Genomic DNA, 26,796 nt, shown 5'->3' with positions numbered 1-26,796 from the left:
GCGTCACCGCTCGATGATTCGCGAACGCCGGCCACCTGCACAATCCGGCATCCGGCAGCCCAACTGGACCAGCAGCACCACATCGGCCAGAAACATCAGGCACCACTGGACGACGGCTCGCGAACACCCGCCGACTGCGAAAGCTCGAGTTCGGCGGTCCAGCTCGACGGGCAGCACCACACCGGCCGAAGAAACATCACACACCACCGCCCGACGCTCGCCAACACCCACCGACTGCCAAAACCAGGACTCAGCGGCCCAGCTCGACCAGCAGCACCACACCGGCCGAAGAAACATCACACACCACCACTCAACGCTGGCGAACACCAGGCGACTGCCAAAACCGGGATTCGGCGGCTCGGCTCGACCCCAGCGTGTCCAAGCGGTGGATAACCAGCCGTAGTTCCACAAGGGTTCGGTCGGCAGATCTGGCCGATGTGCGTGCAGGCGTTCCTGACGATGGAAGCGATCCGCGCCGACGCGTGACTCCGGTCGCAGCAACCCCCGACGACCGATGGACTGCGGCGAACGGTTCGAGCCGGGCGGGTTCGCGGCTACTCGACGCGCTGGAGTTCCGGAGTGGCGGGCAGGCTTTCGCCCCGTAGCCGCTGGGAGATGACCTGGGTGATGCCGTCACCGCGCATACTCACGCCGTAGAGGGCGTCGGCGATCTCCATGGTCGGTTTCTGGTGCGTGATGACGATCAGCTGGGACTTCTCGCGCAGTTGCTCGAACAGGCCGATCAGGCGACGCAGATTGGTGTCGTCGAGGGCGGCCTCGACCTCGTCCATCACGTAGAACGGCGACGGGCGGGCGCGGAAGATGGCGACCAGGAGAGCGACCGCGGTCAGCGATTTCTCACCGCCGGACAGCAGCGACAGGCGCTTGACCTTCTTACCCGGCGGACGCGCCTCCACCTCGATACCGGTGGTGAGCATATCGGTGGGGTCGGTGAGCAGCAGCCGTCCCTCGCCACCGGGGAACAGTTTGGCGAAGACGCCGACGAATTCCTGCTCCACATCCTCCCACGCCTCGGTGAACACCTGCAGGATGCGCGCATCCACCTCGGCGACCACGTCGAGCAGATCCTGCCGCGCCTTGGTCACGTCGTCGAGCTGGGTGGACAGGAAGTTGTAGCGTTCCTCCAGCGCCGCGAACTCTTCCAGCGCAAGCGGATTCACCTTGCCGAGGGTGGTGAGGTCCTTCTCGGCGCGTTTGGCGCGGCGCTGCTGGGTGGCCCGGTCGTACGGCATCGGCTGCGGTTCGCTGACCGCCTCGCCGCGCTCCTTGGCCTGCTCGTACTCCTGCCACTCCAGCGCCGAGGGCGGGGTCGGCACATCCGGGCCGTATTCGCCGATCAGCGCGTCCAGGGCCATGCCGAACTGTTCGCCGATGGTCGCTTCGAGCTGTTCGATCCGCAACGCGGCCTCGGCGCGGGCGACCTCGTCGCGATGCACCGCGTCGGTCAGCTGGGTCAGCTGAGTGGTGAGCGCGCGAGTGCGTTCCTTGATCTGGTCGACCTGCCCGGCGCATTCGGTACGGCGGCGAACCAGTTCGTCGCGGCGCGCGGAAGCTTCGGCGACAACCGATTCCAGCTCGGCGGCAACGCGTTCCGCGGATTCGGCGACCACCGAGGCGACCGCTGCGGCCTGCCGGCGCGCGGCCTGGGCGCGTTCGGCGCGCGCCCGGGTCTCGCGTTCGGCGCGGGCCGCGCGACGCAGCGAATCAGCTTTGCCCCGAACCGATTCCGCGCGTTCCTCGGCGGTGCGCACGGCCAGCCGCGCTTCCACCTCCATCGCGCGAGCCTCCGCCAGTGCGGCGGCGGTCTCCTCGCGATGCTGTCCGGCGGTCTCGGTTCCGGCATCATCGTCCGAATCCAGCCCGGACTGTTCGGATTCCACGCGCCGCAGCCGTTCCTCGAGCTCGGCCAGTTTCTCCGAGTTGTCGTCCCGCGCGGTCTCGGCGTCGTCGCGCTGGGTCAGCAGGCGCTCGCATTCGCGCTGCGCGTTGCGTGCGGCCTCACCCAACCGGCCCAGCCGGTCGTAGATAGCGACCAGCGCCTGATCGGATTCGTGCAACGCGAGCAGTGCCTGGTCGACGGCTTCCTTGCGATCGGTCTGCTCGGCCAGCGCGCCCGACAGCGCCGCCTCGAGTTCCTCGGCCCGTCGCTGCCAGGACGCGAGTTCCGCTGCCGCCGAGTCGATATCGGCCTGGATCTCGAGCTGACTGGGCGCGCGGTCCGAACCGCCGAGCAGCCAGCCCGACCCGGTCACATCGCCATCGCGCGTGACCACGCGCAATTCCGGTCGCGCGGAGAGCAATTCGGCCGCGGCGGGCAGATCGTCCACGACCACGGTGCCCGCGGTCAGTGCCACGACTGCGCCGCGCATGTGTTCCGGGCAGTCCACCACGTCGATCAGCCGCCGCGCCCCGGCGGGCAGCTCGGCACAGGCCGAATCCGGCAGTGCCGCACCGCCGTACACCACCGCGGCGCGTCCGCCGTCGGCCTCCTTCAACGCCCGCAGCGCCGCGTGCGCGGTGCCGCCGGACTCGGCGGTGATCGCATCGGCCAGCGGTCCCAGCGCGGCGGCGACCGCTGCTTCGAAACCGTTGTGCACCTGCAGAACTCCCGACAGCGGTCCGAGCAGCCCCTCGGCGCGGTGCTCGAGCAGCCAGGCCGCGCCGTCACGGCGGGCCAGGCCCATGGTCAACGCCTCGATCCGCGCGCCGAGCGAGGCGACCTTCTTGCTCGCCTCCCGATCCCGCTCACGCAGTTCGGTGACGCGCTCCTCGGCCTGGGCCAACGCCTGCGCGGCGTGTTCGTAGGCGGCGTCCAACCCCTCTTCACCGGCGTCCAGCTCGCCCAATTCGCTTTGTACGCGCTCGAATTCGTCCTCGGCGGCCTCGCCGCGGGCCCGCGCCTCGGTCAACGAGATCGACAGCCGGGCGATCTCCCCCTCGGCCGATTGCGCCCGCGAGCGCAGGGTGTCCACCTGGCCGGACAGCCGGGCCAGACCCTCGCGGCGATCGGCGATGGCCCGCACCGCGGCCAGATGCGCCTGTTCGGCGGCCTTGGCGGCCTGTTCGCGTTCGTGCAGTTGATCGCGGGCGGACTCCAAGGTCTCGGCGGCGATCTCGACCGCCTCGAGCAGTTCGGCCTCCTGGGTCTCCACTCGCGCGGCCTCGGCCTCGAGCTGTTCGGGATCGCGCCCGGTGCCGGTGGGCTGCTCGATGGTCAGGTTGCGGGCGCGGTCGCGGGCGATGCGAATGGTCGCGTTGACCCGCTCCACCAGCGCGGAGAGCTGGAACCAGGTCTGCGCGGCGGCCTCCGCTCCCGGCGTCAGCTTGGAGAGCTGGAATTCCTGTTGGGCGAGTGCGGCATTGGCGGCGTCGAGTTCGGCCTGAACGTTGATCTGCTGTTCGCGGGCGTAGGCCTGCTTGCTCTCCTGGCTCTCCAGATCGCGACGGCGGGCGACCAGATCGTCGGCGGCGAGGCGCAGCCGCGCATCACGCAGATCCGCCTGCACGGTGGCCGCCCGCCGTGCCACCTCGGCCTGCCGGCCCAGCGGCTTGAGCTGGCGGCGCAATTCGGTGGTCAGGTCGGTCAGCCGCGCCAGATTGGCCTGCATGGCCTCGAGCTTGCGGACCGCCTTCTCCTTGCGCTTGCGGTGTTTGAGCACACCGGCGGCCTCCTCGATGAAGGCGCGCCGGTCCTCGGGACGCGACTCCAGGATCGCCGACAGCTGGCCCTGCCCCACGATGACGTGCATCTCCCGGCCGATACCCGAGTCACTCAGCAGTTCCTGCACATCCATCAGGCGGCACGAACTGCCGTTGATCTCGTATTCGCCCGCGCCGTCCCGGAACATCCGGCGGGTGATGGACACCTCGGAGTAGTCGATCGGCAGCGCGCCATCGGAATTGTCGATGGTCAGCGTGACCTCGGCGCGCCCCAGCGGCGCGCGTCCGGCGGTTCCGGCGAAGATGACGTCCTGCATCTTGCCGCCGCGCAGCGCTTTGGCACCCTGCTCGCCCATCACCCAGGTGAGCGCGTCGACCACATTCGACTTACCCGAACCGTTGGGACCGACCACACAGGTGATCCCCGGTTCGAGGCGAAGCGTCGTAGCGGACGCGAAGGATTTGAACCCCTTCAGCGTCAGGCTCTTCAGGTGCACAGCACGCCAATCTACCTGCTGCCGTGCGATAGCCGCGGATACGCCAGGCTGGCGGACCGCTCGCCGGCCCGGCTCACCCGGCCAGGCCGCGCTTGCGGCAGCCGCGCGCCTCCCAGCCGGTCAGCGCCCGGAACGCGAGCGCGACGCCCCACGGCCCGATCACCCACATCGGCCACGGGTAGCTGAATCGGCCCAGCCCGAGACAGATCAGACCCCAGATGACCAGGCACAGCACGCTCACCCCCAGCCAGGCCGCACCCTCGATGCGCTGCCAGACCGGGATGCGCGCACCCCGGTTCGCCGCCGCCGTGCCCGCGGGCGGTTCGGCCGCCAGATCCGGCAGATCGGCGAGTACGAGCCGCAGATCCTCGCGGGTGGCGGTGGCCCACACCCGCGCGACCCGCTGGTCGTATTCGGTCAGATCGATGCGCCCCGCGCCCAGGTGCCGGGCCAGCAGATCGGCGACCTGCTGCCGCTCGGCATCGTCGGCGCGGGTTCCGGACGTGATGTCCATCAGCTGTCCCTTTCAGCGAGATTCATGTTCCAATGTTCCAAAGTGGAATGTAATAACAAGATTATGCCTCCACAGTGGAATGTCAATAGATATCGCTAAGTTAACGGCCATTTGCGTTCGGTGGGCAACAAATGAGAAGGTAGAGCTCCACTTATCGACCAAGGAGTTCTTCGTGGATCTGGACTGGTCACCCGCCGATCTGGCGTTTCGCGACGAGGTGCGAGACTTCCTCGACGAGCATCTGACCCCCGAGATACGCCGCGCCGGGCGCCTGGCGACGAGCGTGTACCCCGACCACGAGGCCAGCATGCAGTGGCAGCACATCCTGCACGCCCGCGGCTGGGCCGCCCCGGCCTGGCCGGTGGAGCACGGCGGATGTCCGTGGAGCCTGACCCAGCACTACATCTTCGAGCGCGAGTCCACCCTGGCCGGCGCTCCGCTGCTGTCGCCGATGGGCATCCGGATGGTCTCGCACGCCATCATCGCCTTCGGCACCGAGGAGCAGAAGGACTACTTCCTGCCCGGCATCCTGACCGGTGAGGTTTTCTTCTGCCAGGGCTATTCCGAGCCCGAGGCCGGTTCGGACCTGGCCTCGCTGAGCATGGCCGCGGTCTCGGACGGCGACGATCTGATCGTCACCGGCAGCAAGATCTGGACCACGCACGCCACCGAGGCGAACTGGATCTTCGCCCTGGTCCGCACCTCGAAACTGGAACGCAAACAGCAGGGCATCACCTTCCTTCTGATCGATATGAACACCCCCGGCATCCAGGTGCGCCCGCTGGTCATGACCTCCGGCGAGCAGGTGCAGAACCAGGTGTTCTTCGACGCGGTGCGGGTGCCCAAGGCCAATGTGCTCGGCCGCATCGACGACGGCTGGACCGTGGCCAAGTACCTGCTCAACTTCGAGCGCGGCGGCGCGATGGGCCCGGCCCTGCAGGTCATGGCCGAATCCCTTGCCGCCCATGCGGTCTCCCAGCCCGGCCCGAACGGCGATGCGCTACTGGACGATCCGGCGTTCGCGGCCAAGCTGGCCGATATCCGCATCCGCGCGGATGTGCTGGAGATCCTGGAATACCGCACCATGTCGGCGATTTCGCGCGGTAAGGACCCGGGCCCGGCCGCCTCGACGCTCAAGGTGCTCGGCACCGAACTGAGCCAGCAGCTCACCGAACTGATCCTCGAGGCGGCCGGCCCGCGCGGCCGCGCCTATCAGCCGCACGCCGCGATGCCCGGCGGTCCGGTGGCCGATTTCATACCGCCCGCCGACGGCTACCTCAGCGGCGAGGAATGGCAGGCGGCCGCGCCGCTGCGCTATTTCAACGACCGCGCCGGATCGATCTACGCCGGCAGCAACGAAATTCAGCGCAACATCATCGCCAAGGCCGGCCTGGGCCTGTGACGGACGGAATCTGAGATGGACTTCGAATACACCGCGGAACAACAGTTGCTGCGCGATACCGTCACCGAATTCCTGGCGGCGCGATACGACCTGGACAAGAGCCGGTCCGCGGCCCGGGTGGGGATCGGCTGGCAGCCGGAGATCTGGCGCGCCTTCGCCACAGAGGTCGGCATTCTCGGCGCGGCACTGCCCGAGCAGGTCGGCGGTTTCGACGGCGGGCCGGTCGAAACGCTCATCATCGCAGAGGCTTTCGGCGGGGCGCTGGTCGTGGAACCCTACGTCGACACCGTCGTGGTCGGCGCGGGACTGCTGCGACGCGCCGGTGGCGCACGCGCGCAAGAGCTGCTGCGCGGCACCGTCTCCGGCGAGGTGATCACCGCCCTGGCCGCCCTGGAAGCCGATTCGGGCTACAACCTCGCGAAGGTCTCGACCACCGCCCGCCGCGACGGAGACGAGTGGGTTCTCGACGGCGCCAAAACCGTCGTGACCAGCGCTCCCCTGGCCACCCACCTGCTGGTGACCGCGCGCACCCCCGATGCGACCGGGGTGTCGCTGTTCCTGGTGGAGGCCGGTGCGTCCGGGCTCACCTCGAACTCCTACCGCACCATCGACGAACGTCGCGCGGCCGACGTCACCCTCGACGCCGTCCGCGTACCGGCCGACGCGCTGCTGGGATCGGAAGGGGCGGCGGACGATTCGCTGGCCACCGCCGCCGACGAGGCGATCGCTGCGATCGCGGCCGAGGCGGTGGGCGCGATGCGCCGCGTGCTGGCCGACACGGTCGAATACGCCAAGCAGCGCCGTCAGTTCGGCGTGCCGATCGGGAGTTTCCAGGTGTTGCAGCACCGCATGGTGGATATGCACCTCGAACTCGAACAGGCCGTCGCCGCAACGTATCTGGTGACCTTGAAGCTCGGCGCGCCGAAGGACGAGCGCGCCCGCGCCGCGGCCGCGGCCAAGGCGACGATCAGCCGCGCGGCCCGGTTCGTGGGCCAGAACGCGGTGCAGTTGCACGGCGCGATGGGTATGACCGAGGAACTCGCGATCGGCCACTTCTTCAAGCGGCTCACCGCGATTCAGTACGAATGGGGCACCGCCGACCAGCACATCGCGCGCTACGCCGCACTGACCCGTCCCTGATCCGGCCCTGCCGGGATCGGGGCGGCGCCGGATCCGGCGGATGGGACGGATCCGGCGCCCTCGCTCGGTCGAGATCGCCGCGTGCACACATACCGCCCGCGACGCGATGCCGGGGAACGGATTCCGGTCCCCGGGCTCGCACGCGCTAACGTCGACGGATGCGATTGTCCGTGGGATGTGCGCAGTGGACGCACACCGCCTGGCAGGAGCGGCAGCCCGATCCGCGGGAACGATTGCGCGGCTACGCCGGTTGGTGCGACGCCGTGGAGACCAACACCACCTTCTATGCGATTCCGGCGCGGACCACCGTGGCGTCCTGGGCCCGCCAGACCCCGCCCGAGTTCCGCTTCGTGGTGAAACTGCCGAGGGTCATCACCCACGAACGCCGGATGAACGGCGCGGAGGCCGAACTGAACGCCTTCCTGGCTGCCACGGAACCGCTCGGCCCGCGCGTACACGCGCTGTGGGTGCAGCTGCCGGCCTCGTTCGGGCCCACCGATCTCGGCGTGCTGGCCGGATTCTTGCGCCGGCTCCCCCGCGAATGCCGCAGCGCCGTCGAGGTCCGCCACCCCGCCTTCTTCACCGACGAGCGGGCGGTGCGGCAACTGGAGTACGTCCTGAATCGCGTCGGCGCGGAGTGGATACCCTTCGACACCACAACGCTTTTCGCCGCCCGACCGGTCAGCGCGGGTGAGCGCGAGGCGTGGGGCAAGAAGCCGCGACTGCCCCGTCGCGATCGAGCGCTCACCGAATTCCCGATCGTGCGCTACCACGGCCGCGACGATGCCGAGGCCACCATCGCGGGCTGGCAGCCGTGGACCGAAGTGGTAGCCGAATGGTTGCGAGATGGCCGCTCGCCCACGGTTTTCGTGCACACCCCCGACAATGCCGCCGCACTGGACCTGGCCCGGCGCTTCCACGAGCAGATGCGCACGCTGGTGCCCGGACTCGACCCGCTGCCCAGGCCGCCGCAGGACTCGCCCATGACGTTGTTCTGAGGCGAATCGTCGCCCCGCCCGGACAGCCGAATGCCCTTCTGGCCCGAGATGTCCGGGGCGAGAAGGGCATTCGGCGCACGAGATCAGCGAATCGGATCGAAGTCCCGTGCCGCGATGTACGTCGGCCGCGGCCGCGGCGCGGCATATGGTTCCACCAGGGTGTTCTCGACGCTGTTGAACACCAGGAAGATGTTCGAGCGCGGGAACGGGGTGATGTTGTTGGCCGAACCGTGCATGAGGTTCGAGTCGAACAGCAGTGCCGAGCCGCGGGCGCCGGTGAACTGCGCGATTCCGTGCTTCTCCGCCAGATCACTGATGTGCTCGTGCGAGGGCACGCCGATCTGCTGCTCCTGCAACGATTCCCGGTAGTGGTCGGCCGGAGTGGCGCCCTGGCACGGCACGAAGGTGCGGTGCGATCCGGGCATCACCATCAGGCTGCCGTTGAACGGGTAGTTGTCGGTCAGCGCGATGGACAGGCTCACCGCCCGCGGCGCGGGCATCCCGTCCTCGGCATGCCAGGTTTCGAAGTCCGAATGCCAATAGAATCCGGTGCCCTCGAAACCCGGCATGTAGTTGACGCGGCTCTGGTGGATGTACACATCCGAACCCAGTACGTGCCGGGCCAGCTCGATGACGCGGGGATCGCGCACCAGCTCGGCCACCTTGGAGCTGATCCGGTGCACCTCGAAGATCGACCGCACGCGGTTCGACTTCTTCTCGACGATCACCCGTTCATCCGATCGCAACTCCGGATCACTCGCGAGTCGGTCGATCTCGGCGGAAAAGTCCGCGACCTCCGCGGTCGTCAGCAATTCGTCGATGATCGAGTACCCGTCCGATTCGAAGCTCGCCAACGATTCGAACGCACCCGACTCCGGCCCGCCCCACACCGTGGGGTCGAGCCGGTCCATCACCGCCTCCGGCGACGGAGTTCGGGTCGGGTAGCGGTCGATTCGATTGTCGGCCAACGTCATCCGGCAGATTCCTCCTTACAGATCCGGAACGGTGACCAAGGGATAGACACCGTTCTCGTCGTGCACCTCCTGGCCCGTGACCGGCGGGTTGAACACACACAGCATCCGCATCTGCGTACGAGTCTCGACACGATGGCGTTCGTGCCCGTTGAGCAGATACATGGTGCCGGGGGCCAAGTCGTAGGTCCGGTCGTTCGTGAGGTCGTAGAGCTTGCCCTCGCCCTCGACGACCCAGACCGCCTCCACATGGTTCTGGTAGTGGAACACGTGCTCGGTGCCCGGCTCGATCGTGGTCTCGTGGAACGAGAATCCGACGCCGTCACCTCCCAGCACGATGCGCTTGCTGCGCCACCGCTCCTGGGCGACGTCACGGTCGGTGCCGGTGATTTCAGCAGTGGTACGAACGATCATGTTCAGCGGCCTTCCCGGATGGTGTGCACGGCGTCGGTGATGATCTTCAAGCCGTGGTCGAGTTCGTCGTCGGTGATCGTCAGCGGCGGAAGCAGCTTGATCACCTGGTCCTCGGCACCGGAGGTCTCCACGATCAGTCCCTTCTCGAAGGCGACGCGGCAGACTTTACTCGCCTGCGAGGCATCCTCGAAGACCAAACCCTGGACCAGACCGCGACCGCGAGTGCTCACTCCCGCATGCGCGTCGGCCAGTGCGCGGAAGGATTCGCTGATCCGCTCGCCCTTGCGACCGGTGGACTCCTCGAGCTTTCGGTCGGTCCAGAAATGCTCGAGCGAAACCTTGGCGGTCACGAATGCCGGATTGTTGCCGCGGAACGTGCCGTTGTGCTCGCCGGGAGCCCACTGGTCGAGTTCGCGGCGCATCAGCACCAGCGCCAGCGGCATGCCGTAACCGCTGATCGACTTGGACAGCGTGACGATGTCGGGAGTGATGCCCGCGGTCTCGAACGAGAAGAACGGGCCGGTGCGGCCGCAGCCCATCTGCACGTCGTCGACGATGAGCAGGATGCCCCGCGCCGCGCACAGTCCGGCCAGCGCGCGCAGCCATTCGTGCCGCGCGACATTGACACCGCCCTCGCCCTGCACCGTTTCCACGATCACCGCGGCGGGCTTGTCGACGCCCGAGGAATTGTCGTCCAGCACGCGCTCCATCCAGGTGAAGTCCACGCCGTCGACATAACCGTCGTAAGGCATCGGATTCACGTGCACCAGAGGCACTCCCGCACCGGCGCGCTTGGCGGCGTTACCGGTCACCGACAATGCGCCGAGAGTCATGCCGTGAAACGCGTTGGTGAAGTTCAGAATTGTGGTGCGGCCGGTGATCTTCCGGGCCAGTTTCAGCGCCGATTCCACGGCGTTCGCTCCGGTCGGGCCAGGGAACTGAACCTTGTAGTCCAGCCCGCGCGGCTCCAGCAGAATCTGCTCGACCGCCTCGAGCAGTTCCCGCTTGGCAACGGTGGACATATCCAGTCCGTGCGTAATTCCGTCGCGCGCGATGTAATCCAGCAGCGCTTCCTTGAGGACCGGGTTGTTGTGCCCGTAGTTCAGCGCGCCCGCGCCCGCGAAGAAGTCCAAATATTCCCGGCCGCCGGCATCCCGCAGCCACGAGCCCTGAGCAGAGTCGAACAATGTGGGCCACGCCCGGCAGTATCCGCGAACGTTCGATTCCAGCGACTCGAAAATAGTCAGTTCGGCGGTGGTCATCCGTGATCCTCCGTGATGTGATCGCCACTGTTTCGCAGCGGCGAGATCCGGTACAGGTCTTCGGGCTCATGCCCGTCCGGAAAGTCTTCGGGTGCGAACAACGACTCGCGAATCATTTGCGCGCCACGTCGGCGCGCGAGCGAGGCGAACATCGCCACTGATGCCTCGTTGTCCGGCGAGACCGTGGTCTCGAGGGTCGAAATACCATGTTCTGCTGCATCATTCACCAGGTGGTCCAGCATCGCCACGCCGATACCGCGGCCGCGGTAGGCGTGGTCGACGGCCACCTGCCAGACAAAAACCACCTCCGGCGCTTCGGGACGCAGATATCCGGTGACGAACCCCGCGATGTCACCGTCGATTTCGGCGACAACCGATGTGGATCGAAAATCCCGGCACCACAGGAGATAGGCATAGCTCGAATTGGCATCCAGTACCTGGGAATCCACTGCGATCCGCCACATGGGGGCGCCGTCGCCGATTCTGGGGGAACGAATCACCACCGAGGAATCGGTCCGGTCTCGGTGCTTGCTGCCTTCATCGGAATGCGTGCTCAATGTGGTGCTCCGCGTTCGTGTCTGCATCACCTCTAAAGGATTCCCACCGAACTTTGAGCCAACCCGGTCCGTTACTTTACGGTTGTGTTACAGGATTATTTTCCGTGAGTTTCGTCACTTGCCGGCATAGTCACGACGAATCGCGCGCCACCGCCCGGGCGATCCGCGCAAACGACGTTTCCACCATGCGCGGCAATCGTTTCCGCGACCAGCGCCAAACCGATCCCGGTTCCGGTTCCCGAACGCCGGGACCGGCGAACCGTGACGAAACGATCGAATATGCGTTCGCGATCCTCCGGCGCGACGCCGGGCCCGGCGTCGTCGACCGTAATGACGACGTCATGTCCCACCGGATCCGCGGTGATCGCGACCGCGCCGCCGCCGTGCCTTTCGGCATTCTCCAGAAGATTCACCAGGGCGCGTTCGAGCTCGAGTTTGCGGCCGATAACGGTGGCGTCCGCCGAAACGGTCAACAATTCGGGTCGATAGTGCAACTCATCGAGGGTGTGGGTGAGCAGATCGCGCACCGACAGCGGTTCGGCGTCCGCGCGATGTATCCGCGCCTCGACGCGGGCCAACGCCAGCAGATCGTCGAGCAACCTGCGCAGATGATCGAGTTCGGCCCGGACCAGCCCCAACGCCCGGCGCGAGCGTTCGGACAGTTCGTCCTCGTGCCGGGCCATCACCTCGACGCTGGTGGTCAGGGTGGTCAGCGGGGTGCGCAACTCGTGGCTGACGTCGCCGACCAGCCGATGTTCCCGATCGATACGGCGTTGCAGCGAATCGACCATGGCGTTGAAGGTGTCCACCGTCGGCGCGAGATCGGGGTCGTCGGTATCGGGCAGGCGGGTGCCCAGCTCACCCGAGGCGATCTTGGCCGCGGTGCGGGTGACCCGCTGCAACGGTTCGAGCAACCGCCGGCTCAGCCACAATCCGACGATCGCGCCGATCGCGGTGCCCAGCACCGCGCAGGCGATCAACGCCATCCAGACACCGCGGTCCAGGACCGACACCGTAACCGCCAGCACCGAGGAGACCAGGCCCGCGGTCAGCGCGAAGGCGATGACCGCGCGTCCGCGCAAGCTCTGCCGGCGGGGCAACACCCGCCGGCGACGCGACGGCAGTTCGGGGGTGGGTCGGCTCGGGTCAGCGCTGCACATCGAGTCGGTAGCCGAGCCCGCGCACGGTCACCACGATGACCGGATCGGACGGATCGCGCTCGATCTTGGTGCGCAACCGGCGCACGTGCACGTCCACGATCCGCTCGTCACCGAAAAATCCTCGGTCCCAGACCCTTTCGAGCAGGACACTGCGCGAGAGCACCCGTCCCGGAGTCTCGGCCAGCTCGCACAGCAGCCGGAATTCGGTGAGGGTGAGATGCAGCTCCTCCTCGCCGCGGCGCACGGTGCCGGCCTCGGGCGACAGGATCAGCGGCACGTCGGGATCCGCATCGAGCACCAGCTCCTGCGGGGCCTGCGGCTCGACCATCTGATTCGCCCGCCGCCGCAGCGCCCGCATCCGGGCGGTGATCTCCTTGATCTCGAAGGGCTTGGTCACGAAGTCGTCGGCGCCGGCCTCCAGCGCGGCCACCACATCGTGAGTATCGTCACGCGCGCTGACCACTATGATCGGTACGTCGTGATCGCGGCGGATCTCCCGGATACAGGTGAATCCGTCCATGTTGCCGAGCATCAGGTCGACGATCATCACATCGGGCGCACCGTTGTCGCGCAGATGTTCGAGGGCGTCCTCGGCCTCTTCGGCCTCGGCTACGTCGTAGCCCTCGTCCTCCATGGCCAATCGCAGCGCGTCGCGGACCCGGTCGTCGTCCTCCACGATCATCAGGTTCGCAGTCATATTCCAATCCCTAGCTGGCACGCGGCGAGGGCGCCCTCCGGCTCGGCATCCTCTTCGGGCAACGCAGATGTGGATACCCGGGACCGCGCGAAGTAAACGTAGGGCAATCCGGCCGTCGCCATCAACCACCCGGTCGGCGGGAAGACGGGCTGCGGAAACGTTATAGGCCTGTTACATTGACGTTTGCCGCCGAACGACCGCGACGTGATTGCTGCCACACCGGGTCACAGTCACGACGTGGGAGGACCGAACCGACCGACATGCCGGCTCCGCACCACCGAGCGTGCGCTCAAAGGTAGCGGAGTACCCCACAACTGCATCCGGAAACATACGGCAATCACCGCGATGTGCCGCCGCTCTCGCACGCCCCGTAAGCTGGTCGTCGAACAGTTCGGCGAATGGTGCGCAGCGGGGGCGAAGACCCGCGCTCGCACGGGCAAGCGCAGGAGACACACAATGTCAGGTCGCCCAGTATGGAGCGACAGCCTTACAGGCGTGCGGTACCAGGGCGGGGTTCGTAGCAAACTCATCAGATCCGGCATGGGCAAGGGCGGTATCGCGCTGTGCCTGACGCTCGCGGTGGCCCTGCTGGCCGCATGCTCGTCGTCGGGTTCCTCCACCAAGGCGGGTCCGGCATCGAGCGCTCCCGCGGCCAAGATCTCGGTCACCCCGGGCGGCGGCAACAATGTGGACCCGCTCGGCAAGATCGAGGTCAGTGCCTCACAGGGGCAACTCACCTCGGTCACGATGACGAACGAGAACGGCAAGCAGATCGACGGCATCTACACGCCGGACAAGACGGCGTGGAAGCCCTCGGAGCCGCTGGGTTACAACCACACCTATTCCGTCGCGGCCCAGGGCGTCACGGTGACCGGCCCGATTCCCGAGGCCAAGACCTCGTTCACCACGCTCACCCCGAGCAACCAGACCAAGGCGTATCTGACCACGACCGGTGGTAAGGAGATCGACGGCGGGACCTACGGCGTCGGGACAGTCATCGTCGCGCACTTCGACGAGTCGATCCCGGACAAGGCCGCCGCCGAGAAGAAGCTCTCGGTGACGACCAATCCCCCGGTGCAGGGCTCGTGGTACTGGCTCGACGACCGCAACGCGCACTGGCGTCCGGAGAAGTACTGGGCGCCCGGGACCAAGGTGACGGTGCAGGCCAACATCTTCGGCGCACAGCTGGGCGACGGTCTGTACGGGCAGGAGAATTCGAAGGCGTCGTTCACGATCGGCCCCTCGCACGTTTCCATCGCCGACGACAACACCCACCAGGTGCAGGTCTTCGAGAACGGCAAGCTGATCCGAACCATGCCGACCTCGATGGGTATGGGCGGCACGCAGGTCGTGGACGGTAAGACGATCTACTTCTGGACCATGCCCGGCACCTACACGGTGATGGGCCGGGGCAACCCGGTGATAATGGACTCCTCCACCTTCGGCCTGCCGGTCAACTCCCGGCTCGGCTACAAGGAGGCGATCAACTGGGCCACCCAGATCAGCGCGGACGGGATCTATCTGCACCAGCTGGATTCGACCGTCTCGGCCCAGGGTGTGCGGAACACCTCGCACGGCTGTCTGAACCTCAACGAGACCAACGCCCAGTGGTTCTACAACTTCTCCATGCTGGGTGACGTGGTCGAGGTGCACAACACCGGTGGCCCGGCGTTGCAGGTCTGGGACAACGGCGACTGGACCCTGCCGTGGAACCAGTGGCTGCAGGGCAGCGCACTCAGCAAGTAGCACGATCCGGAAATACCGAGGCCGTCTTCATCGAAGGTCGAATAGACCTGGCCCGCAACGTGTTCGCACTGCCGTACCCCCACGAGCGAGCCTTCGAGCGAGGTTCGCGGCCGGCTCGCCGTTGCGCACTCGAAGCGCATGGGCGAAGCCCGAGTCTCGAGTGCTCAGGCGGCGAGCCTTCGGGGCCGCGAACACGCCGGCGCGGAGCGCAGGCCATCAAACACAGCAGGGGTATTTGCCGTCCAGATCCAGGTTGAGCCGCAGGACGTCGACCCGGGGCTCGCCCAGGAATCCCAGATCACGCCCCCGGGTGTGCGCGGCGACCAGGGCACGCACTTGGTCCGGGGAGATGCCGCGAGCCCTGGCCACCCGGGCGACCTGGATATTCGCGTAGGCCGGGGAGATGTTCGGGTCCAAGCCCGAGGCCGAGGCCGTGACCGCGTCGGTGGGCACGGGGGTGTCGGCCGAGGCGTTGCCCCGGACCGGCACGATCTGCCCGGCCGCATAGTCCCGCCCCGGCTCGGCCAACCGCACCGCGACGCCCTCGTAGAACGCCAGGAACGGGATCTTCGTGGTGCGCGCATCCTCGTTCACGCTGATCACCGCGGTCGGATTCACCACGGTTCCGTGTGCGTCGCGCGGGCCCATGACCGCCAGCACCGCACCGACGCCGCCGGAGGTGCAGAACGGACGACCGCCGTCCACACCCTCCAGCGCGCCCACGGCCGCACTGCGCGAGCACACGGTGGACAGCAGCGACAGCTTGTTGTTCTTGGGGTCCTTCGGGTCCAGGGTGTCCACGATGCTCTCCGGACCCATATTCCCGAAGGTGGAACTTGCCGGGTCGTAGCCGTCCGGGACGGCACTCGCGCCGGTGGCCGGATCGGCCGCGGGCACGGCATTGGACGGACGCGTCTGGAAGTACTGCACCTTCGCCTGGCCCTTGCCGTCGGTGAACGCCTGGCCGATCAGGCTGCTGCCCACCACCTTTCCGTTCTGCTCGACCAGCGAGCCCTGGGCCTTGTGGTGCAGGCCGGGCAGCTGGGCGACCACGAAAACCACTAGCGGATAGGCGATTCCGAGAATCACCGTCATGACCAGCAGCGCGCGCAGTGCCGCGAGGTGCTGTCTGATCCAGGTCGACTGTCTTGTCGAGAAAGCACGCATCAGGACATCCCGGGGAAGAATTGGATGATCAGATCGATCACTTTTATGCCGATGAACGGCGCGACGATGCCGCCCAGGCCGTACACGGACAGGTTGCGGCTCAACAACTTCGACGCGCTCGAGGGCCGGTAGTTCACTCCGCGCAGCGCCAGCGGGATCAGCGCGACGATGACGAGCGCGTTGAAGATCACCGCCGACAAGATCGCCGATTGCGGACTGTGCAGGCGCATGATGTTGAGCACGTCCAGACCCGGGAACAGCGAGACGAACATCGCCGGGATGATCGCGAAGTACTTGGCGATATCGTTCGCGATCGAGAACGTGGTGAGCGCGCCCCGAGTGATCAGCAACTGCTTGCCGATCTCGACGATCTCGATCAGCTTGGTCGGATCCGAATCCAGATCGACCATGTTCCCGGCCTCCTTGGCCGCCGAGGTGCCGGTGTTCATGGCGACGCCGACGTCGGCCTGGGCCAGTGCGGGCGCGTCGTTGGTGCCGTCACCGGTCATGGCGACCATCCGGCCGCCCTCCTGCTCCCGGCGGATCAGCGCCAGTTTGTCCTCGGGCGTGGCCTCGGCGAGAAAGTCGTCCACACCGGCTTCGTCGGCGATCGCCTTGGCGGTCGAGGGATTGTCGCCGGTGATCATGACCGTGCGGATGCCCATCGCGCGCATCTCGTCGAAGCGCTCGCGCATGCCCTGCTTCACCACGTCCTTGAGGTGGATGACGCCGAGCAGCCGCGCGGTTCCGTCCTTCACCTCACCCACGACCAGCGGCGTGCCGCCGGAGGCGGAGATGCCATCGACGGTCTGCCCCAGTTCTACCGGAATTCGCCCGCCCTGCGAGCGTACCCATTCGGTGACCGCACTGGCTGCCCCCTTTCGCAGTTGCTGCCCATCGGACAGATCCACTCCTGACATCCGGGTCTGCGCGGTGAACTGCACCCACGTCGCGCCGGTCAGTTCACCGGCGGTGCGCTCACGTTTGCCGAACGCCTCCTTGGCGTACACCACGATCGAGCGCCCCTCGGGCGTCTCGTCCGCGAGACTGGAAAGCTGTGCGGCATCGGCCAATTCGTCCGCGGACAGCCCCGGCATCGGCACGAAGTCCGACGCCTGGCGATTGCCGAGGGTGATGGTGCCGGTCTTGTCCAGCAGCAGGGTGTTCACATCGCCCGCGGCCTCGACCGCGCGTCCGGACATGGCCAGCACGTTGCGCTGCACCAGTCGGTCCATCCCGGCGATGCCGATGGCCGAGAGCAGCGCGCCGATCGTCGTCGGGATCAGGCACACCAGCAGCGAGACCAGCACGATTCCGGTGACGCCGTTGGCATCGAGCGTCTGATTGTCCGCGACGCCGGGATTGTTCGTCTTCGAGAAGATCGCCAGCGGCTGCAAGGTCGCGACGGCGAAGACGAAAATAATCGTCAACGCGGCCAGCAGGATGTTCAGCGCGATCTCGTTGGGCGTCTTCTGCCGGCTCGCGCCCTCGACCAACGCGATCATCTTGTCGATGAACGAGCCGCCGGGCTCCTGGGTGATCCGCACGACGATCCGGTCCGAGAGCACCGTGGTGCCGCCGGTCACCGCGGAACGGTCGCCGCCGGATTCCCGGATCACCGGTGCGGATTCCCCGGTGATGGCCGATTCGTCCACGGACGCAATGCCTTCCACGACATCGCCGTCACCCGGAACGACCTGGCCGGCTTCGACCACGACGTGATCACCGCGGCGCAGTTCCGGAGCCGGGACGCTCGCCTCGACCACCCGGGCACCCGGAGACCAGTTCACCAATCGCCGGGCCACGGTGTCGGTCTTGGCCTTTCGCAGCGTATCGGCCTGCGCCTTACCGCGCCCCTCCGCGACCGCCTCGGCGAGATTGGCGAAAAGCACCGTGAGCCAGAGCCATACGACGATCGCCCAGGCGAAGAAGGTCGGATGGACCAGCGCCAGAACGGTGGACCAGATCGCGCCGATCTCGACGATCAGCATCACCGGATTGCGCCACAACGTGCGCGGATCGAGTTTGCGCAACGCGTCCGGCAAGGATTTCAACAGCATCTTCGGGTCGAACAGGCCCGCCGAGACCCGGGACTTGTTGGCCTGCAGGGCCTTCTGCGGTGCGGGTGCCGCGCTCTGATCGATGGTTGGAGTGGTCATGCTAGTGGATTCCTTCGGCGAGCGGCCCGAGCGCCAGCGCGGGCAGGAAGGTGAGGGCGACCAGGATGATCGTCACTCCGGCGACCATGCCGACGAACAGCGGCCGGTGGGTGGGCAGCGTGCCGTCCGAGGCGGGCGTACGGCCTTGTGCGGCAAGGGATCCGGCAAGCGCCAGCACGAAGATGATCGGTATGAACCGGCCGAACACCATGGCCAGGCCCAGCGCGGTGTTCCACCACGGGGTGTTCGCGCTCAGTCCTGCGAAGGCCGAGCCGTTGTTGTTGGCCGCGGAGGTGAAGGCGTACAACACTTCCGAGAGGCCGTGTGGTCCGGTGTTGGCCATCGAGGCGCGTTCACCGGGCAGGGCCATCGCCGCGGCGGTGCCGGTCAGCACGATCAGCGGTGTGACGAGGAAATAAGCCGCGGCCAGCTTGATCTCGCGCGGATTGATCTTCTTGCCGAGGTATTCCGGCGTGCGCCCGACCATCAGACCCGCGACGAAGACCGTGATCACCGCCAGGATCAGCATGCCGTACAGACCCGAACCGGTGCCGCCCGGTGCGACCTCGCCGAGCTGCATGTCGAACATCGTCATCATGCCGCCGGTACCGGTCATCGAATCGTGCGCGGAGTCCACCGCGCCGGTCGACGTCAGCGTGGTCGCGCTGGCGAACGTCGCGGAATCGGCTACGCCAAAACGGGTTTCGACCCCCTCCATGGCCGCGCCCACCGCGGTCGGCACGGTGCCGTGGTGGTGCAGCTGGAAGAAGTTCGTCAGGAACACGCTGAACAGCGCCAGCGTGCCCATCACCGAGACGATCGCGAATCCGTGTTTCTTACTGCCGACCATGCGCCCGAAGGTGCGCGGCAGCGAGAAGCTGATCACCAGCAGCAGGAAGATCTCCACGAAATTCGTCCAGGCGGTGGGGTTTTCGTACGGATGCGCGGAGTTGACGTTGAAGAATCCGCCGCCGTTGGTGCCCAGCAGCTTGATGGCCTCCTGACCGGCGACCGGACCGCCCGGCAGCGTCTGGGAGCCGGTATTTGCGATCGTGGACGCGGTCCGGGAGAACAGCTGGAAGTTCTCGATCACCCCGCCGGAGATCAGCACGATCGCGAAGACGAACGCGATGGGCAGCAGAATCCGGATGGTCCCCCTCACGAGATCAACCCAGAAGTTGCCCAATTCGCCGGTGCGGTGCCGGGCGAAACCGCGGACCAGCGCGATCGCCACCGCGATACCGACCGCGGCCGAGACGAAGTTCTGCACCGTCAGACCGCACATCTGCACGACGTGCCCCATCGTGGACTCACCGGCATAGCTCTGCCAGTTGGTGTTCGTCACGAAACTGATCGCGGTGTTCCAGGCCAGGTCTCCGGTCATCTTCGTGCCGGGATCGTGCGGATGCAGCGGCAGCCTGCCCTGCAACAATTGCAGGAAGAACAGGAACAGCACGCTGACCGCCGAGAACGCCAGCACACTGCGGGCGTAGACCGCCCACGTCTGCTCGACCCCGGGCTGGACTCCGATGAGCCGGTAGACGACGCGCTCGGCGCGAGAATGCTTCTCCCGGTTGAAGACCCGATACATGTAGTCGCCGAGTGGTATGTGGACCACGGCGAGCACGAGGACGAGGGCCGCCACGAAGACGATCCCCGCAGTGGTCGTGTTCACTCAGAACCTTTCGGGGTACAGCAGGGTCACGATCAGGTAGATCGCGATTCCGACGGCCAGCGCGAGACCGATGATGTTCTGTGTCACAGTCGTTCGACTCCCCGTTGGATGAGCCCGAGCAGGGCGAAGACCGCCACGGTCAGAACCGTGAACACCACGACAGACATGGGTCGAACCTTTCTTGGACCAGCGGCGCACACGAGTGCGCCGCCAGTGAGTCAAGCGTCCGAACGGTGTCTTCACGAGGGTCCTTGACGCCTTCTTAGCGCCCGGGGCGGTGGCCTTGACGGGCCGCTTACGGGTGGGTTCGCACGGCCGCTCGAAGGGCGTAAAGGTCGAGGTCCCGGGCGTCAAGAAACCGTCAATTCCCCGGTCGACCGGTGTGGCGACGGTAGACAGGTAGGGCCCGGCCGCACATTCTCCCGGCCACACCTCTACACCCAGGAGACGTCCATGCCGGACCACGCCACCACAGCGCGCCACCAGCCACGATGGCGCCCACGCGAGATGATGGACGCGTGAAACGCGGTCAGCTACGCATCTACCTCGGTGCCGCGCCGGGCGTCGGCAAGACCTACGCCATGCTCAACGAGGCACATAGGCGGCTGGACCGCGGCCGTGACGTGGTCGCCGCAGTGGTCGAGACGCACAACCGGGCCAAGACCGCCGTGCTGCTCGAGGGCATCGAGCGCGTCCCGATGAAGACGATGTCCTACCGCGGCGCGTCACTGACCGAACTCGACGTCGAGGCGGTTCTGCGCCGCGCGCCCGCGGTGGTGCTGGTCGACGAACTCGCGCATACCAACGTGCCCGGCTCGAAGAACGACAAGCGCTGGCAGGATGTGCACGAACTGCTCGCCGCCGGCATCGATGTGATCTCCACGGTCAACGTGCAGCATCTGGAGAGCCTCAACGACGTGGTCGAGCAGATCACCGGCGTCGTGCAGCGAGAAACCGTGCCGGACTGGGTGGTTCGCGGCGCCGACCAGGTCGAGCTGGTCGATATCACCCCGGAAGCGTTGCGGCGCAGACTATCTCACGGCAACGTCTACGCCGCCGACAAGGTCGATGCGGCGTTGCGCAACTATTTCCGGCCCGGAAACCTCACGGCGCTACGGGAATTGGCGCTGCTGTGGCTGGCGGACCAGGTCGACGCGGCGTTGGCGAAATATCGCGAGGAGCACCGGATCACCGATACCTGGGAGGCGCGCGAACGCGTCGTCGTCGCGGTGACCGGCGGGCCCGAATCCGAGACCATCGTGCGCCGCGCCAGCCGCATCGCCACCAAATCCAGCGCCGAACTGATCGTCGTGCACGTGGTGCGCGGCGACGGCCTGGCCGGGGTGTCCACCCAGCGGTTGAACCGGCTGCGCGAGCTGGCGACCGGTCTCGGCGCGAGCCTGCACACCGTGACCGGCGAGGACGTCCCCACGGCACTGCTGGATTTCGCCCGTGGGGTCAATGCCACCCAACTCGTGCTGGGCACCTCCCGGCGCTCGCGCTGGGCCCGGATGCTGGATGAGGGCATCGGCTCGACCGTGGTGCAACTGTCGGGCAAGATCGATGTGCACATGGTCACCCACGAGGAGTCCAATCGAGGATTTCGCTGGTCGTCACTGATGCCGCCGGAACGCACACTCTCCTCCTGGCTCGCGGCGCTGCTGGTGCCCGCGCTGATCACCGCGATCTGCTACTACTTCCTGGACTCGCGCCTGGATCTGGCCGGGGAGAGCGCGCTGTTCTTCATCGGCGTGGTCGCGGTGGCCCTGCTGGGCGGCGTCGCACCGGCGTCACTGTCCGCGGTGCTGGGCGGTCTGCTGTTGAACTGGTTCTTCGTCTCCCCGCGCTACAGCCTGACCATCGCCGAGCTGAACAACTTCCTCACCATCGTGGTGATGGCGATGGTCGCCGTCGCGGTGGCCGCGCTGGTCGACATCTCCAAACGACGCGCCCGTGAGGCGCGCACGGCCTCGCGTCAGGCGGAGCTGTTGACCCTGTTCGCGGGGGCGGTGTTGCACGGCGCGAATCTGCCCGATCTGCTCGAACACGCCCGCGAGACCTACGGCCAGCGCGCGGTCGCCCTGTGCACCGACGACGACGTGATCGCCTGTGTCGGTACCGATCCCGCGCGCCGAGTGAGCGATGCGGACACCGCCATCGAGGCCGGGGACGATCAGCACTGGCTGTTGCTCAACGGTCGCGCGCTCACCGCCGCCGATCGCGTCGTGCTCGGCGCGGTGGCCAACCAGGCGGCCGGCCTGGTCCGCCAGCGCCGCCTCGCCGACGAGGCGCAGGCCGCGGCCGGAGTGATGGAGGCCGACCGGCTGCGCCGGGCGCTGCTCTCGGCGGTGAGCCACGATCTGCGCACCCCGCTCGCGGCGGCCAAGGCGGCGGTGTCCAGCCTGCGCAGCGACGATGTGGAATTCTCCGCCGAGGACACCGCCGAACTGCTGGAAACCGTCGAGGAATCGGTCGATCAACTCACCGGCCTGGTCGGGAATCTGCTCGACTCCTCCCGATTGGCCGTCGGGGTGGTCACCCCGCGGCTCAAACCGGTGTACCTGGAGGAGGTCGTGAACCGCGCGGTGGTCGGGGTCGGCATGGGCACCCGCGGATTGCGCCGCGCGGTGCACGACCGGGTGAAGGTGGAGGTCGGCGATGTCGAGGTGCTCGCCGACAGCGGTCTGCTGGACCGCGTCCTGGCCAATCTGATCGATAACGCCCTGCGGTATTCCCCCGCCGAAACCCCGATCCGGGTCATCGCCGAGCACACCGGGGACCGGGTCTCGCTCACGGTCGTCGACTACGGTCCCGGTGTGCCGACCGGGCTGGAGGATCAGCTGTTCGAACCGTTCCAGCGGCTCGGCGACCGGGACAACTCCACCGGAGTCGGCCTGGGGCTGTCGGTGGTGCGCGGATTCGTCGAGGCGATGGACGGCAAGGTGCACGCCGAGCCCACGCCGGGCGGGGGCCTGACCGTGGTGATCGATCTACCGGCCGTTCGGCAGCAAGAACAGGAGGAACTCGGGTGACGACACCGGCGAGCACGAACAACGGGGACTCCGCACGCGGCCAGAGCGGGCCCCGCGACCGCGATCAGGTCGCCGCGTCGACGAAAGTCCTTGTGGTGGACGACGAACCACAGATCCTGCGCGCGCTGCGGATCAACCTGTCGGTGCGGGGCTACGAGGTGATCACCGCGGCCACGGGCGCGGCGGCCCTGCGGGCGGCAGCCGAGAAACATCCCGATGTGGTGGTCCTCGACCTCGGTTTGCCCGATATGGACGGTATCGATGTGCTGGCCGGTCTGCGCGGCTGGAGCACCTCCCCGGTGATCGTGCTGTCCGCGCGCACCGATTCCGCGGACAAGGTCGAGGCGCTGGACGCCGGAGCCGACGACTACGTCACCAAGCCGTTCGGCATGGACGAACTGCTGGCGCGCCTGCGCGCCGCGGTCCGGCGCGGCGCGACCGCCACCGAGGGGATCGATCCGATCGTGGAGACCTCCTCGTTCACCGTGGACCTGTCGGCGAAGAAGGTCGTCAAACACGGCGGTGACGTCCACCTCACCCCGACCGAATGGGGTGTGCTCGAGATGCTCGTGCGCAACCAGGGCAAACTCGTCGGCCGCCGCGAATTGCTCCGCGAGGTCTGGGGCCCCTCCTACGCCACCGAAACTCATTATCTCCGTGTCTATCTCGCCCAACTCCGGCGCAAACTCGAGGACGACCCGTCACACCCCAAACACCTGCTCACCGAAGCCGGCATGGGCTACCGCTTCTGTGTCTGATTGCCTCCGCTTCGCTCCGGCCAAAAAACAGAGCATGGCAGGATTGAGCTATGGCTGAACAGACCTCGACCACTACTGCCGCGGCTACTTCCGGCGCGGGCGGCAAGACGCCGACCTCGCTGTGGGTGGAGCGCACCGGGACGCGGCGGTATACCGGACGCAGTTCGCGCGGGGCCGAGGTGCTGATCGGCTCGGACGGGGTGGAGGGTGTGTTCACTCCCGGTGAGCTGCTCAAGATCGCGCTGGCCGCGTGTACGGGGATGAGTTCGGACTTCCCGCTGTCGAACCGGCTCGGCGAGAACTACGACGCCACCATCCGGGTCTCCGGCGACGCCGACCGCGAGAGCGAGGTGTATCCGGAGCTGAACGAGATCGTCGAACTCGATCTGTCCGAACTGGACGAGGCCGGACGTCAGCGTCTGCTGGTGACCGTGCAGCGGGCGATCGACAAGGTGTGCACGGTCGGCCGCACGTTGAAGGCCGGATCGCAGATCAACCTGTCCTTCCAGGTGGATGCGTGAGCGAACCGTCGACACAGCGCGCATCGCGCACGCCGGATCCGAGCGCCGGCGAGGTGGAGGCGTGAGCGAGCTCGTGCGGCTGAGTGCCTGGGTGCACGGCCGCGTGCAGGGGGTGGGGTTTCGCTGGTGGACCCGTGCCCGCGCGCTCGAACTCGGTCTGACCGGATACGCGCGCAACGCCGCCGACGGCCGGGTCCACGTCATCGCGGAGGGCTCGCGGAAGAATTGCGAGAAATTGCTGGAGCTGCTGCGATCGGGAACAACTCCGGGCCGGGTGGATCTGGTTGTGGAAGACTGGGGTGCCGGCCAGGGCGAACTCTCGGGCTTCGTGGAACGGTAACCGGCGGGGAACAGGGAGTAGCACGGTGGCAACGGAACATCCGGGTATGGGGCCGTACAGCCCCGATCCCGGCGAGGCAGGCAGCTCGCACCCCACCGAGGACTCCGGGCCCACAGAACGGATGAAATCCCCTGGCCCGCAAGGCCGGGGTTTCGCCGAACCCGAACCGCCGAACCCGCTGCCGGGCATGCCGAATCCGACGCTACCCCTGCCGGGTCTCGGTGGGACCGGCCCGACGGCAGCCCTGCCCGGCCTCGGCGATTCGGCGGCGAAGACGCCCGGTTCCGATGATCCGGACGCGACGGCGACAGCGCCGGCTCCCGGCATTTCCGAGACGTCGCAATCCGCGGCTCCCGATGTCGGCGGCGCGGTCTATCCCCCGCCCGACGACGCCCCGCGCGGCCGGATCGAACGTCAGGAAGCGGGCGTCACCCAGCCGCGCCCGCCGACCGTCGCCGAGGCGCGAGCGCGGGACAAGGCGCGCAAGCGGGCCAAGGAGGCCGAGCGCGCGGCCGCCCTTGCCCTCGAGGAGAAGAAGCGCAAGCGCAAGCGGGCGCTGATCGGCGGCGCGGCGATCGTCGGCGTGGCCGCGGTGGTCGGCGCGGGCTATCTGGCCTGCCAGGCCTCCGAACCCGACGTCACGGCCTACTGCACCACCGACACCAACGGCCAGCAGACCGTCGTCGACGACAACGACTGTGTCGCCGCGCAGAACTACGCCACCAGCACCGGCGCGTACCACAGCGGACTTCCCGCGGTGTTCTTCTTCAACGGCCACCAGTACCGGTACTACTACGGCGGCAGCAACACCGTCGGCCGTCCCCCGGTCGGCGGCAGCTTCAGCGCACCGTCCAATGCGCACGTCAGCACCAAGAGCGGCACCGTGATTCGCGGCGGCCTGGGTACCAAGAGCGGCGGAAAGTCGGGAGGTTCATAGATGCGCCGGGTGCGCGAGCGGCCGCGGGGCGGCTGGCAGCGGATCATCGCCGATCAGGGTCTGGTCTTCGGCTCCCCCGGCCGCGACGTGGACGGGCGTCCGCGTCCGTACTGGGACGAATCGGTGCACTACGAATTCGACCTGGACGAGATCCTCGCGATGGAGGCGCAGGTCGAGGTGCTGCACACCATGTGCCTGCACGCCGCCGAACAGGTCGTGCTGACCGAGCGGTTCGCCGATTTCGGTCTGCCCGAATGGAGTTGGGGGCCGATCGCCGAATCCTGGCGTCGCTCGGACCCTTTCGTCTACGGCCGCTTCGATCTGCGCTACGACGGGCGAGGTCCGGCGAAACTGCTGGAGTACAACGCCGATACGCCGACCTCGTTGCTCGAGGCGGCAATTGTCCAGTGGCACTGGCTCACCGACGTGCACGAGGGTGACGACCAGTGGAATTCGCTGCACGAGAAGCTCGTCGACCGCTGGGGCAAGTTGCGCGCGCAACTTCCGAAGGGCGCACTGCACTTCACCTGGTCCTCGGCCGACGCCAGCGGCGAGGACAACGTCACCACCGCCTATATGCAGGAGACCGCCGCCGAGGCCGGATTCGACACCGTCGCACTGCCGATCGAGGAGGTCGGCTGGGACAGCGAACTGGAACGTTTCGTGGATCTGGCCGAGGCGCCGATCGAATCCATCTTCAAGCTGTACCCGTGGGAATGGGCCCTGGACGACGACTTCGGCAAGCGCGTGGTCGACTCACTGCCGGAGACCATGTGGGTCGAGCCGCTGTGGAAGGCCCTGCTGTCCAACAAGGCCCTGCTCGCGGTGCTGTGGGAGATGTATCCCGGCCATCCGAATCTGTTGCCCGCCTATATCGATGAGCCGCACGAACTCACCGAATACATCCGCAAACCCAAGCTCGGCCGCGAGGGCGCGAATATGACCATCGTCGGCGGCGGCATGGAGACCTCGACCGGCGGCGTCTACGGCGAAGAGGGCTACGTCTACCAATTGCTCGATCCGCTACCGGATTTCGACGGCATGCGCCCGGTCCTGGGCGCGTGGATCGTCGGCGACGAGTCGGCGGGCCTGGGCATCCGCGAGACCCCGGGCCTCATCACCGACGACTCCTCGACCTTCGTCCCGCACCGGATCCCGGCGAAGTAGG

23 protein-coding genes are annotated in these 26,796 nt (G+C 67.2%); 10 read left to right on the top strand and 13 right to left on the bottom strand.

Annotated elements, in window-relative coordinates; genetic code table 11:
* Positions 1 to 3: 3 nt before the first annotated feature.
* From AC5WS7_RS15920 to AC5WS7_RS15910, 3 genes are all read right to left on the bottom strand, one after another.
* Positions 4 to 501 carry a hypothetical protein gene (locus AC5WS7_RS15920; RefSeq protein ID WP_495955277.1) on the bottom strand — a complete coding sequence of 166 codons (498 nt, stop codon included), beginning with the start codon at positions 499 to 501 and terminating at the stop codon, positions 4 to 6.
* A gap of 53 nt (positions 502 to 554) precedes the next feature.
* Positions 555 to 4,178, bottom strand: a complete 3,624-nt coding sequence (gene smc / locus AC5WS7_RS15915) for a chromosome segregation protein SMC (RefSeq protein WP_495955276.1) — start codon at positions 4,176 to 4,178, stop codon at positions 555 to 557.
* Between the two features lie 73 nt (positions 4,179 to 4,251).
* On the bottom strand, positions 4,252 to 4,692 hold the full coding sequence (locus tag AC5WS7_RS15910; protein WP_495955275.1) for a DUF1707 SHOCT-like domain-containing protein: 441 nt from the start codon (positions 4,690 to 4,692) through the stop codon (positions 4,252 to 4,254).
* A 172-nt stretch (positions 4,693 to 4,864) separates the two neighbouring features.
* On the opposite strand from AC5WS7_RS15910, the gene AC5WS7_RS15905 reads away from it, so the two are divergent.
* The 3 genes from AC5WS7_RS15905 (at position 4,865) to AC5WS7_RS15895 (ending at position 8,232) form a co-directional block, all read left to right on the top strand.
* A complete protein-coding gene (locus tag AC5WS7_RS15905) occupies positions 4,865 to 6,094 on the top strand; it encodes an acyl-CoA dehydrogenase family protein (protein WP_495955274.1) in 1,230 nt (409 codons plus the stop codon).
* 15 nt (positions 6,095 to 6,109) lie between these two features.
* The gene (locus AC5WS7_RS15900; protein WP_495955273.1) at positions 6,110 to 7,234 is read left to right on the top strand and encodes an acyl-CoA dehydrogenase family protein; all 1,125 of its coding nucleotides are present in this window, start codon (positions 6,110 to 6,112) and stop codon (positions 7,232 to 7,234) included.
* Between the two features lie 158 nt (positions 7,235 to 7,392).
* Positions 7,393 to 8,232, top strand: a complete 840-nt coding sequence (locus tag AC5WS7_RS15895) for a DUF72 domain-containing protein (protein WP_495955272.1) — start codon at positions 7,393 to 7,395, stop codon at positions 8,230 to 8,232.
* Between the two features lie 83 nt (positions 8,233 to 8,315).
* On the opposite strand, the gene thpD is transcribed toward AC5WS7_RS15895, so the two are convergent.
* From thpD to AC5WS7_RS15865, 6 genes are all read right to left on the bottom strand, one after another.
* Positions 8,316 to 9,206, bottom strand: coding sequence for an ectoine hydroxylase (gene thpD, locus AC5WS7_RS15890; protein ID WP_495955271.1), 891 nt, complete (start codon positions 9,204 to 9,206; stop codon positions 8,316 to 8,318).
* A 15-nt stretch (positions 9,207 to 9,221) separates the two neighbouring features.
* Complete coding sequence (locus AC5WS7_RS15885) at positions 9,222 to 9,617, bottom strand: ectoine synthase (protein WP_495955270.1); 396 nt, start codon at positions 9,615 to 9,617, stop codon at positions 9,222 to 9,224.
* Positions 9,618 to 9,619: 2 nt separating this feature from the next.
* Positions 9,620 to 10,879 (bottom strand): diaminobutyrate--2-oxoglutarate transaminase, encoded by a 1,260-nt coding sequence (gene ectB, locus AC5WS7_RS15880; protein WP_495955269.1) that lies wholly within the window; start codon positions 10,877 to 10,879, stop codon positions 9,620 to 9,622.
* Positions 10,876 to 11,343, bottom strand: a complete 468-nt coding sequence (gene ectA / locus AC5WS7_RS15875) for a diaminobutyrate acetyltransferase (protein WP_495955911.1) — start codon at positions 11,341 to 11,343, stop codon at positions 10,876 to 10,878. Before ectA ends, ectB begins: the two co-directional genes overlap by 4 nt.
* A 188-nt stretch (positions 11,344 to 11,531) precedes the next feature.
* The gene (locus AC5WS7_RS15870) at positions 11,532 to 12,596 is read right to left on the bottom strand and encodes a HAMP domain-containing sensor histidine kinase (protein ID WP_495955268.1); all 1,065 of its coding nucleotides are present in this window, start codon (positions 12,594 to 12,596) and stop codon (positions 11,532 to 11,534) included.
* The gene (locus AC5WS7_RS15865) at positions 12,583 to 13,293 is read right to left on the bottom strand and encodes a response regulator transcription factor (protein WP_495955267.1); all 711 of its coding nucleotides are present in this window, start codon (positions 13,291 to 13,293) and stop codon (positions 12,583 to 12,585) included. Before AC5WS7_RS15865 ends, AC5WS7_RS15870 begins: the two co-directional genes overlap by 14 nt.
* A gap of 540 nt (positions 13,294 to 13,833) precedes the next feature.
* Between AC5WS7_RS15865 and AC5WS7_RS15860 the strand changes: the two genes are divergently transcribed.
* Positions 13,834 to 15,039 (top strand): L,D-transpeptidase, encoded by a 1,206-nt coding sequence (locus AC5WS7_RS15860; RefSeq protein WP_495955910.1) that lies wholly within the window; start codon positions 13,834 to 13,836, stop codon positions 15,037 to 15,039.
* A 216-nt stretch (positions 15,040 to 15,255) separates the two neighbouring features.
* Here AC5WS7_RS15860 and AC5WS7_RS15855 read toward each other — a convergent pair whose 3' ends face one another.
* Genes AC5WS7_RS15855 through kdpF form a run of 4 tightly spaced genes read right to left on the bottom strand, consistent with a single transcriptional unit; the run spans position 15,256 to position 20,127 of the window.
* The gene (locus AC5WS7_RS15855) at positions 15,256 to 16,206 is read right to left on the bottom strand and encodes a potassium-transporting ATPase subunit C (RefSeq protein WP_495955266.1); all 951 of its coding nucleotides are present in this window, start codon (positions 16,204 to 16,206) and stop codon (positions 15,256 to 15,258) included.
* Positions 16,206 to 18,365 carry a potassium-transporting ATPase subunit KdpB gene (kdpB, locus tag AC5WS7_RS15850; protein ID WP_495955265.1) on the bottom strand — a complete coding sequence of 720 codons (2,160 nt, stop codon included), beginning with the start codon at positions 18,363 to 18,365 and terminating at the stop codon, positions 16,206 to 16,208. The genes AC5WS7_RS15855 and kdpB overlap by 1 nt, the downstream gene beginning before the upstream one ends.
* Before the next feature lies 1 nt (position 18,366).
* A complete protein-coding gene (gene kdpA / locus AC5WS7_RS15845) occupies positions 18,367 to 20,040 on the bottom strand; it encodes a potassium-transporting ATPase subunit KdpA (protein ID WP_495955264.1) in 1,674 nt (557 codons plus the stop codon).
* Positions 20,041 to 20,127 carry a K(+)-transporting ATPase subunit F gene (kdpF, locus tag AC5WS7_RS15840; protein ID WP_495955909.1) on the bottom strand — a complete coding sequence of 29 codons (87 nt, stop codon included), beginning with the start codon at positions 20,125 to 20,127 and terminating at the stop codon, positions 20,041 to 20,043.
* A gap of 404 nt (positions 20,128 to 20,531) precedes the next feature.
* Between kdpF and AC5WS7_RS15835 the strand changes: the two genes are divergently transcribed.
* The 6 genes from AC5WS7_RS15835 to AC5WS7_RS15810 all read left to right on the top strand — a co-directional run bounded on the left by AC5WS7_RS15835 (position 20,532) and on the right by AC5WS7_RS15810 (position 26,795).
* Positions 20,532 to 23,072, top strand: coding sequence for a DUF4118 domain-containing protein (locus tag AC5WS7_RS15835; RefSeq protein WP_495955263.1), 2,541 nt, complete (start codon positions 20,532 to 20,534; stop codon positions 23,070 to 23,072).
* Positions 23,073 to 23,164: 92 nt separating this feature from the next.
* Positions 23,165 to 23,830, top strand: coding sequence for a response regulator (locus AC5WS7_RS15830; RefSeq protein ID WP_495955908.1), 666 nt, complete (start codon positions 23,165 to 23,167; stop codon positions 23,828 to 23,830).
* 50 nt (positions 23,831 to 23,880) lie between these two features.
* On the top strand, positions 23,881 to 24,351 hold the full coding sequence (locus tag AC5WS7_RS15825) for an OsmC family protein (RefSeq protein WP_495955262.1): 471 nt from the start codon (positions 23,881 to 23,883) through the stop codon (positions 24,349 to 24,351).
* 61 nt (positions 24,352 to 24,412) lie between these two features.
* Entirely contained in the window at positions 24,413 to 24,691 is a 279-nt protein-coding gene (locus AC5WS7_RS15820) for an acylphosphatase (protein ID WP_495955261.1), read from the top strand.
* Positions 24,692 to 24,716: 25 nt separating this feature from the next.
* Complete coding sequence (locus AC5WS7_RS15815) at positions 24,717 to 25,628, top strand: hypothetical protein (RefSeq protein ID WP_495955260.1); 912 nt, start codon at positions 24,717 to 24,719, stop codon at positions 25,626 to 25,628.
* Positions 25,629 to 26,795 (top strand): glutathionylspermidine synthase family protein, encoded by a 1,167-nt coding sequence (locus AC5WS7_RS15810; protein ID WP_495955259.1) that lies wholly within the window; start codon positions 25,629 to 25,631, stop codon positions 26,793 to 26,795.
* The last annotated feature ends 1 nt before the right edge of the window (position 26,796 follow it).

The sequence above is a fragment of the Nocardia sp. PLKS1-43 genome (genome assembly GCF_059510335.1).
The sequence above is the reverse complement of the archived record's forward strand: the minus strand, read 5'-3'. Positions and strand labels throughout refer to the sequence as shown.

Bases quoted from the DNA above. Each gene is read 5' to 3' on its own strand.
- AC5WS7_RS15910 (WP_495955275.1), bottom strand. From the start codon at position 4,692: ATGGACATCACGTCCGGAACCCGCGCCGACGATGCCGAGCGGCAGCAG.
- AC5WS7_RS15900 (WP_495955273.1), top strand. From the start codon at position 6,110: ATGGACTTCGAATACACCGCGGAACAACAGTTGCTGCGCGATACCGTC.
- AC5WS7_RS15895 (WP_495955272.1), top strand. From the start codon at position 7,393: ATGCGATTGTCCGTGGGATGTGCGCAGTGGACGCACACCGCCTGGCAG.
- thpD (WP_495955271.1), bottom strand. From the start codon at position 9,206: ATGACGTTGGCCGACAATCGAATCGACCGCTACCCGACCCGAACTCCG.
- AC5WS7_RS15885 (WP_495955270.1), bottom strand. From the start codon at position 9,617: ATGATCGTTCGTACCACTGCTGAAATCACCGGCACCGACCGTGACGTC.
- ectB (WP_495955269.1), bottom strand. From the start codon at position 10,879: ATGACCACCGCCGAACTGACTATTTTCGAGTCGCTGGAATCGAACGTT.
- ectA (WP_495955911.1), bottom strand. From the start codon at position 11,343: ATGTGGCGGATCGCAGTGGATTCCCAGGTACTGGATGCCAATTCGAGC.
- AC5WS7_RS15870 (WP_495955268.1), bottom strand. From the start codon at position 12,596: ATGTGCAGCGCTGACCCGAGCCGACCCACCCCCGAACTGCCGTCGCGT.
- AC5WS7_RS15865 (WP_495955267.1), bottom strand. From the start codon at position 13,293: ATGACTGCGAACCTGATGATCGTGGAGGACGACGACCGGGTCCGCGAC.
- AC5WS7_RS15860 (WP_495955910.1), top strand. From the start codon at position 13,834: ATGGGCAAGGGCGGTATCGCGCTGTGCCTGACGCTCGCGGTGGCCCTG.
- AC5WS7_RS15855 (WP_495955266.1), bottom strand. From the start codon at position 16,206: ATGCGTGCTTTCTCGACAAGACAGTCGACCTGGATCAGACAGCACCTC.
- kdpB (WP_495955265.1), bottom strand. From the start codon at position 18,365: ATGACCACTCCAACCATCGATCAGAGCGCGGCACCCGCACCGCAGAAG.
- AC5WS7_RS15835 (WP_495955263.1), top strand. From the start codon at position 20,532: ATGGCGCCCACGCGAGATGATGGACGCGTGAAACGCGGTCAGCTACGC.
- AC5WS7_RS15825 (WP_495955262.1), top strand. From the start codon at position 23,881: ATGGCTGAACAGACCTCGACCACTACTGCCGCGGCTACTTCCGGCGCG.
- AC5WS7_RS15810 (WP_495955259.1), top strand. From the start codon at position 25,629: ATGCGCCGGGTGCGCGAGCGGCCGCGGGGCGGCTGGCAGCGGATCATC.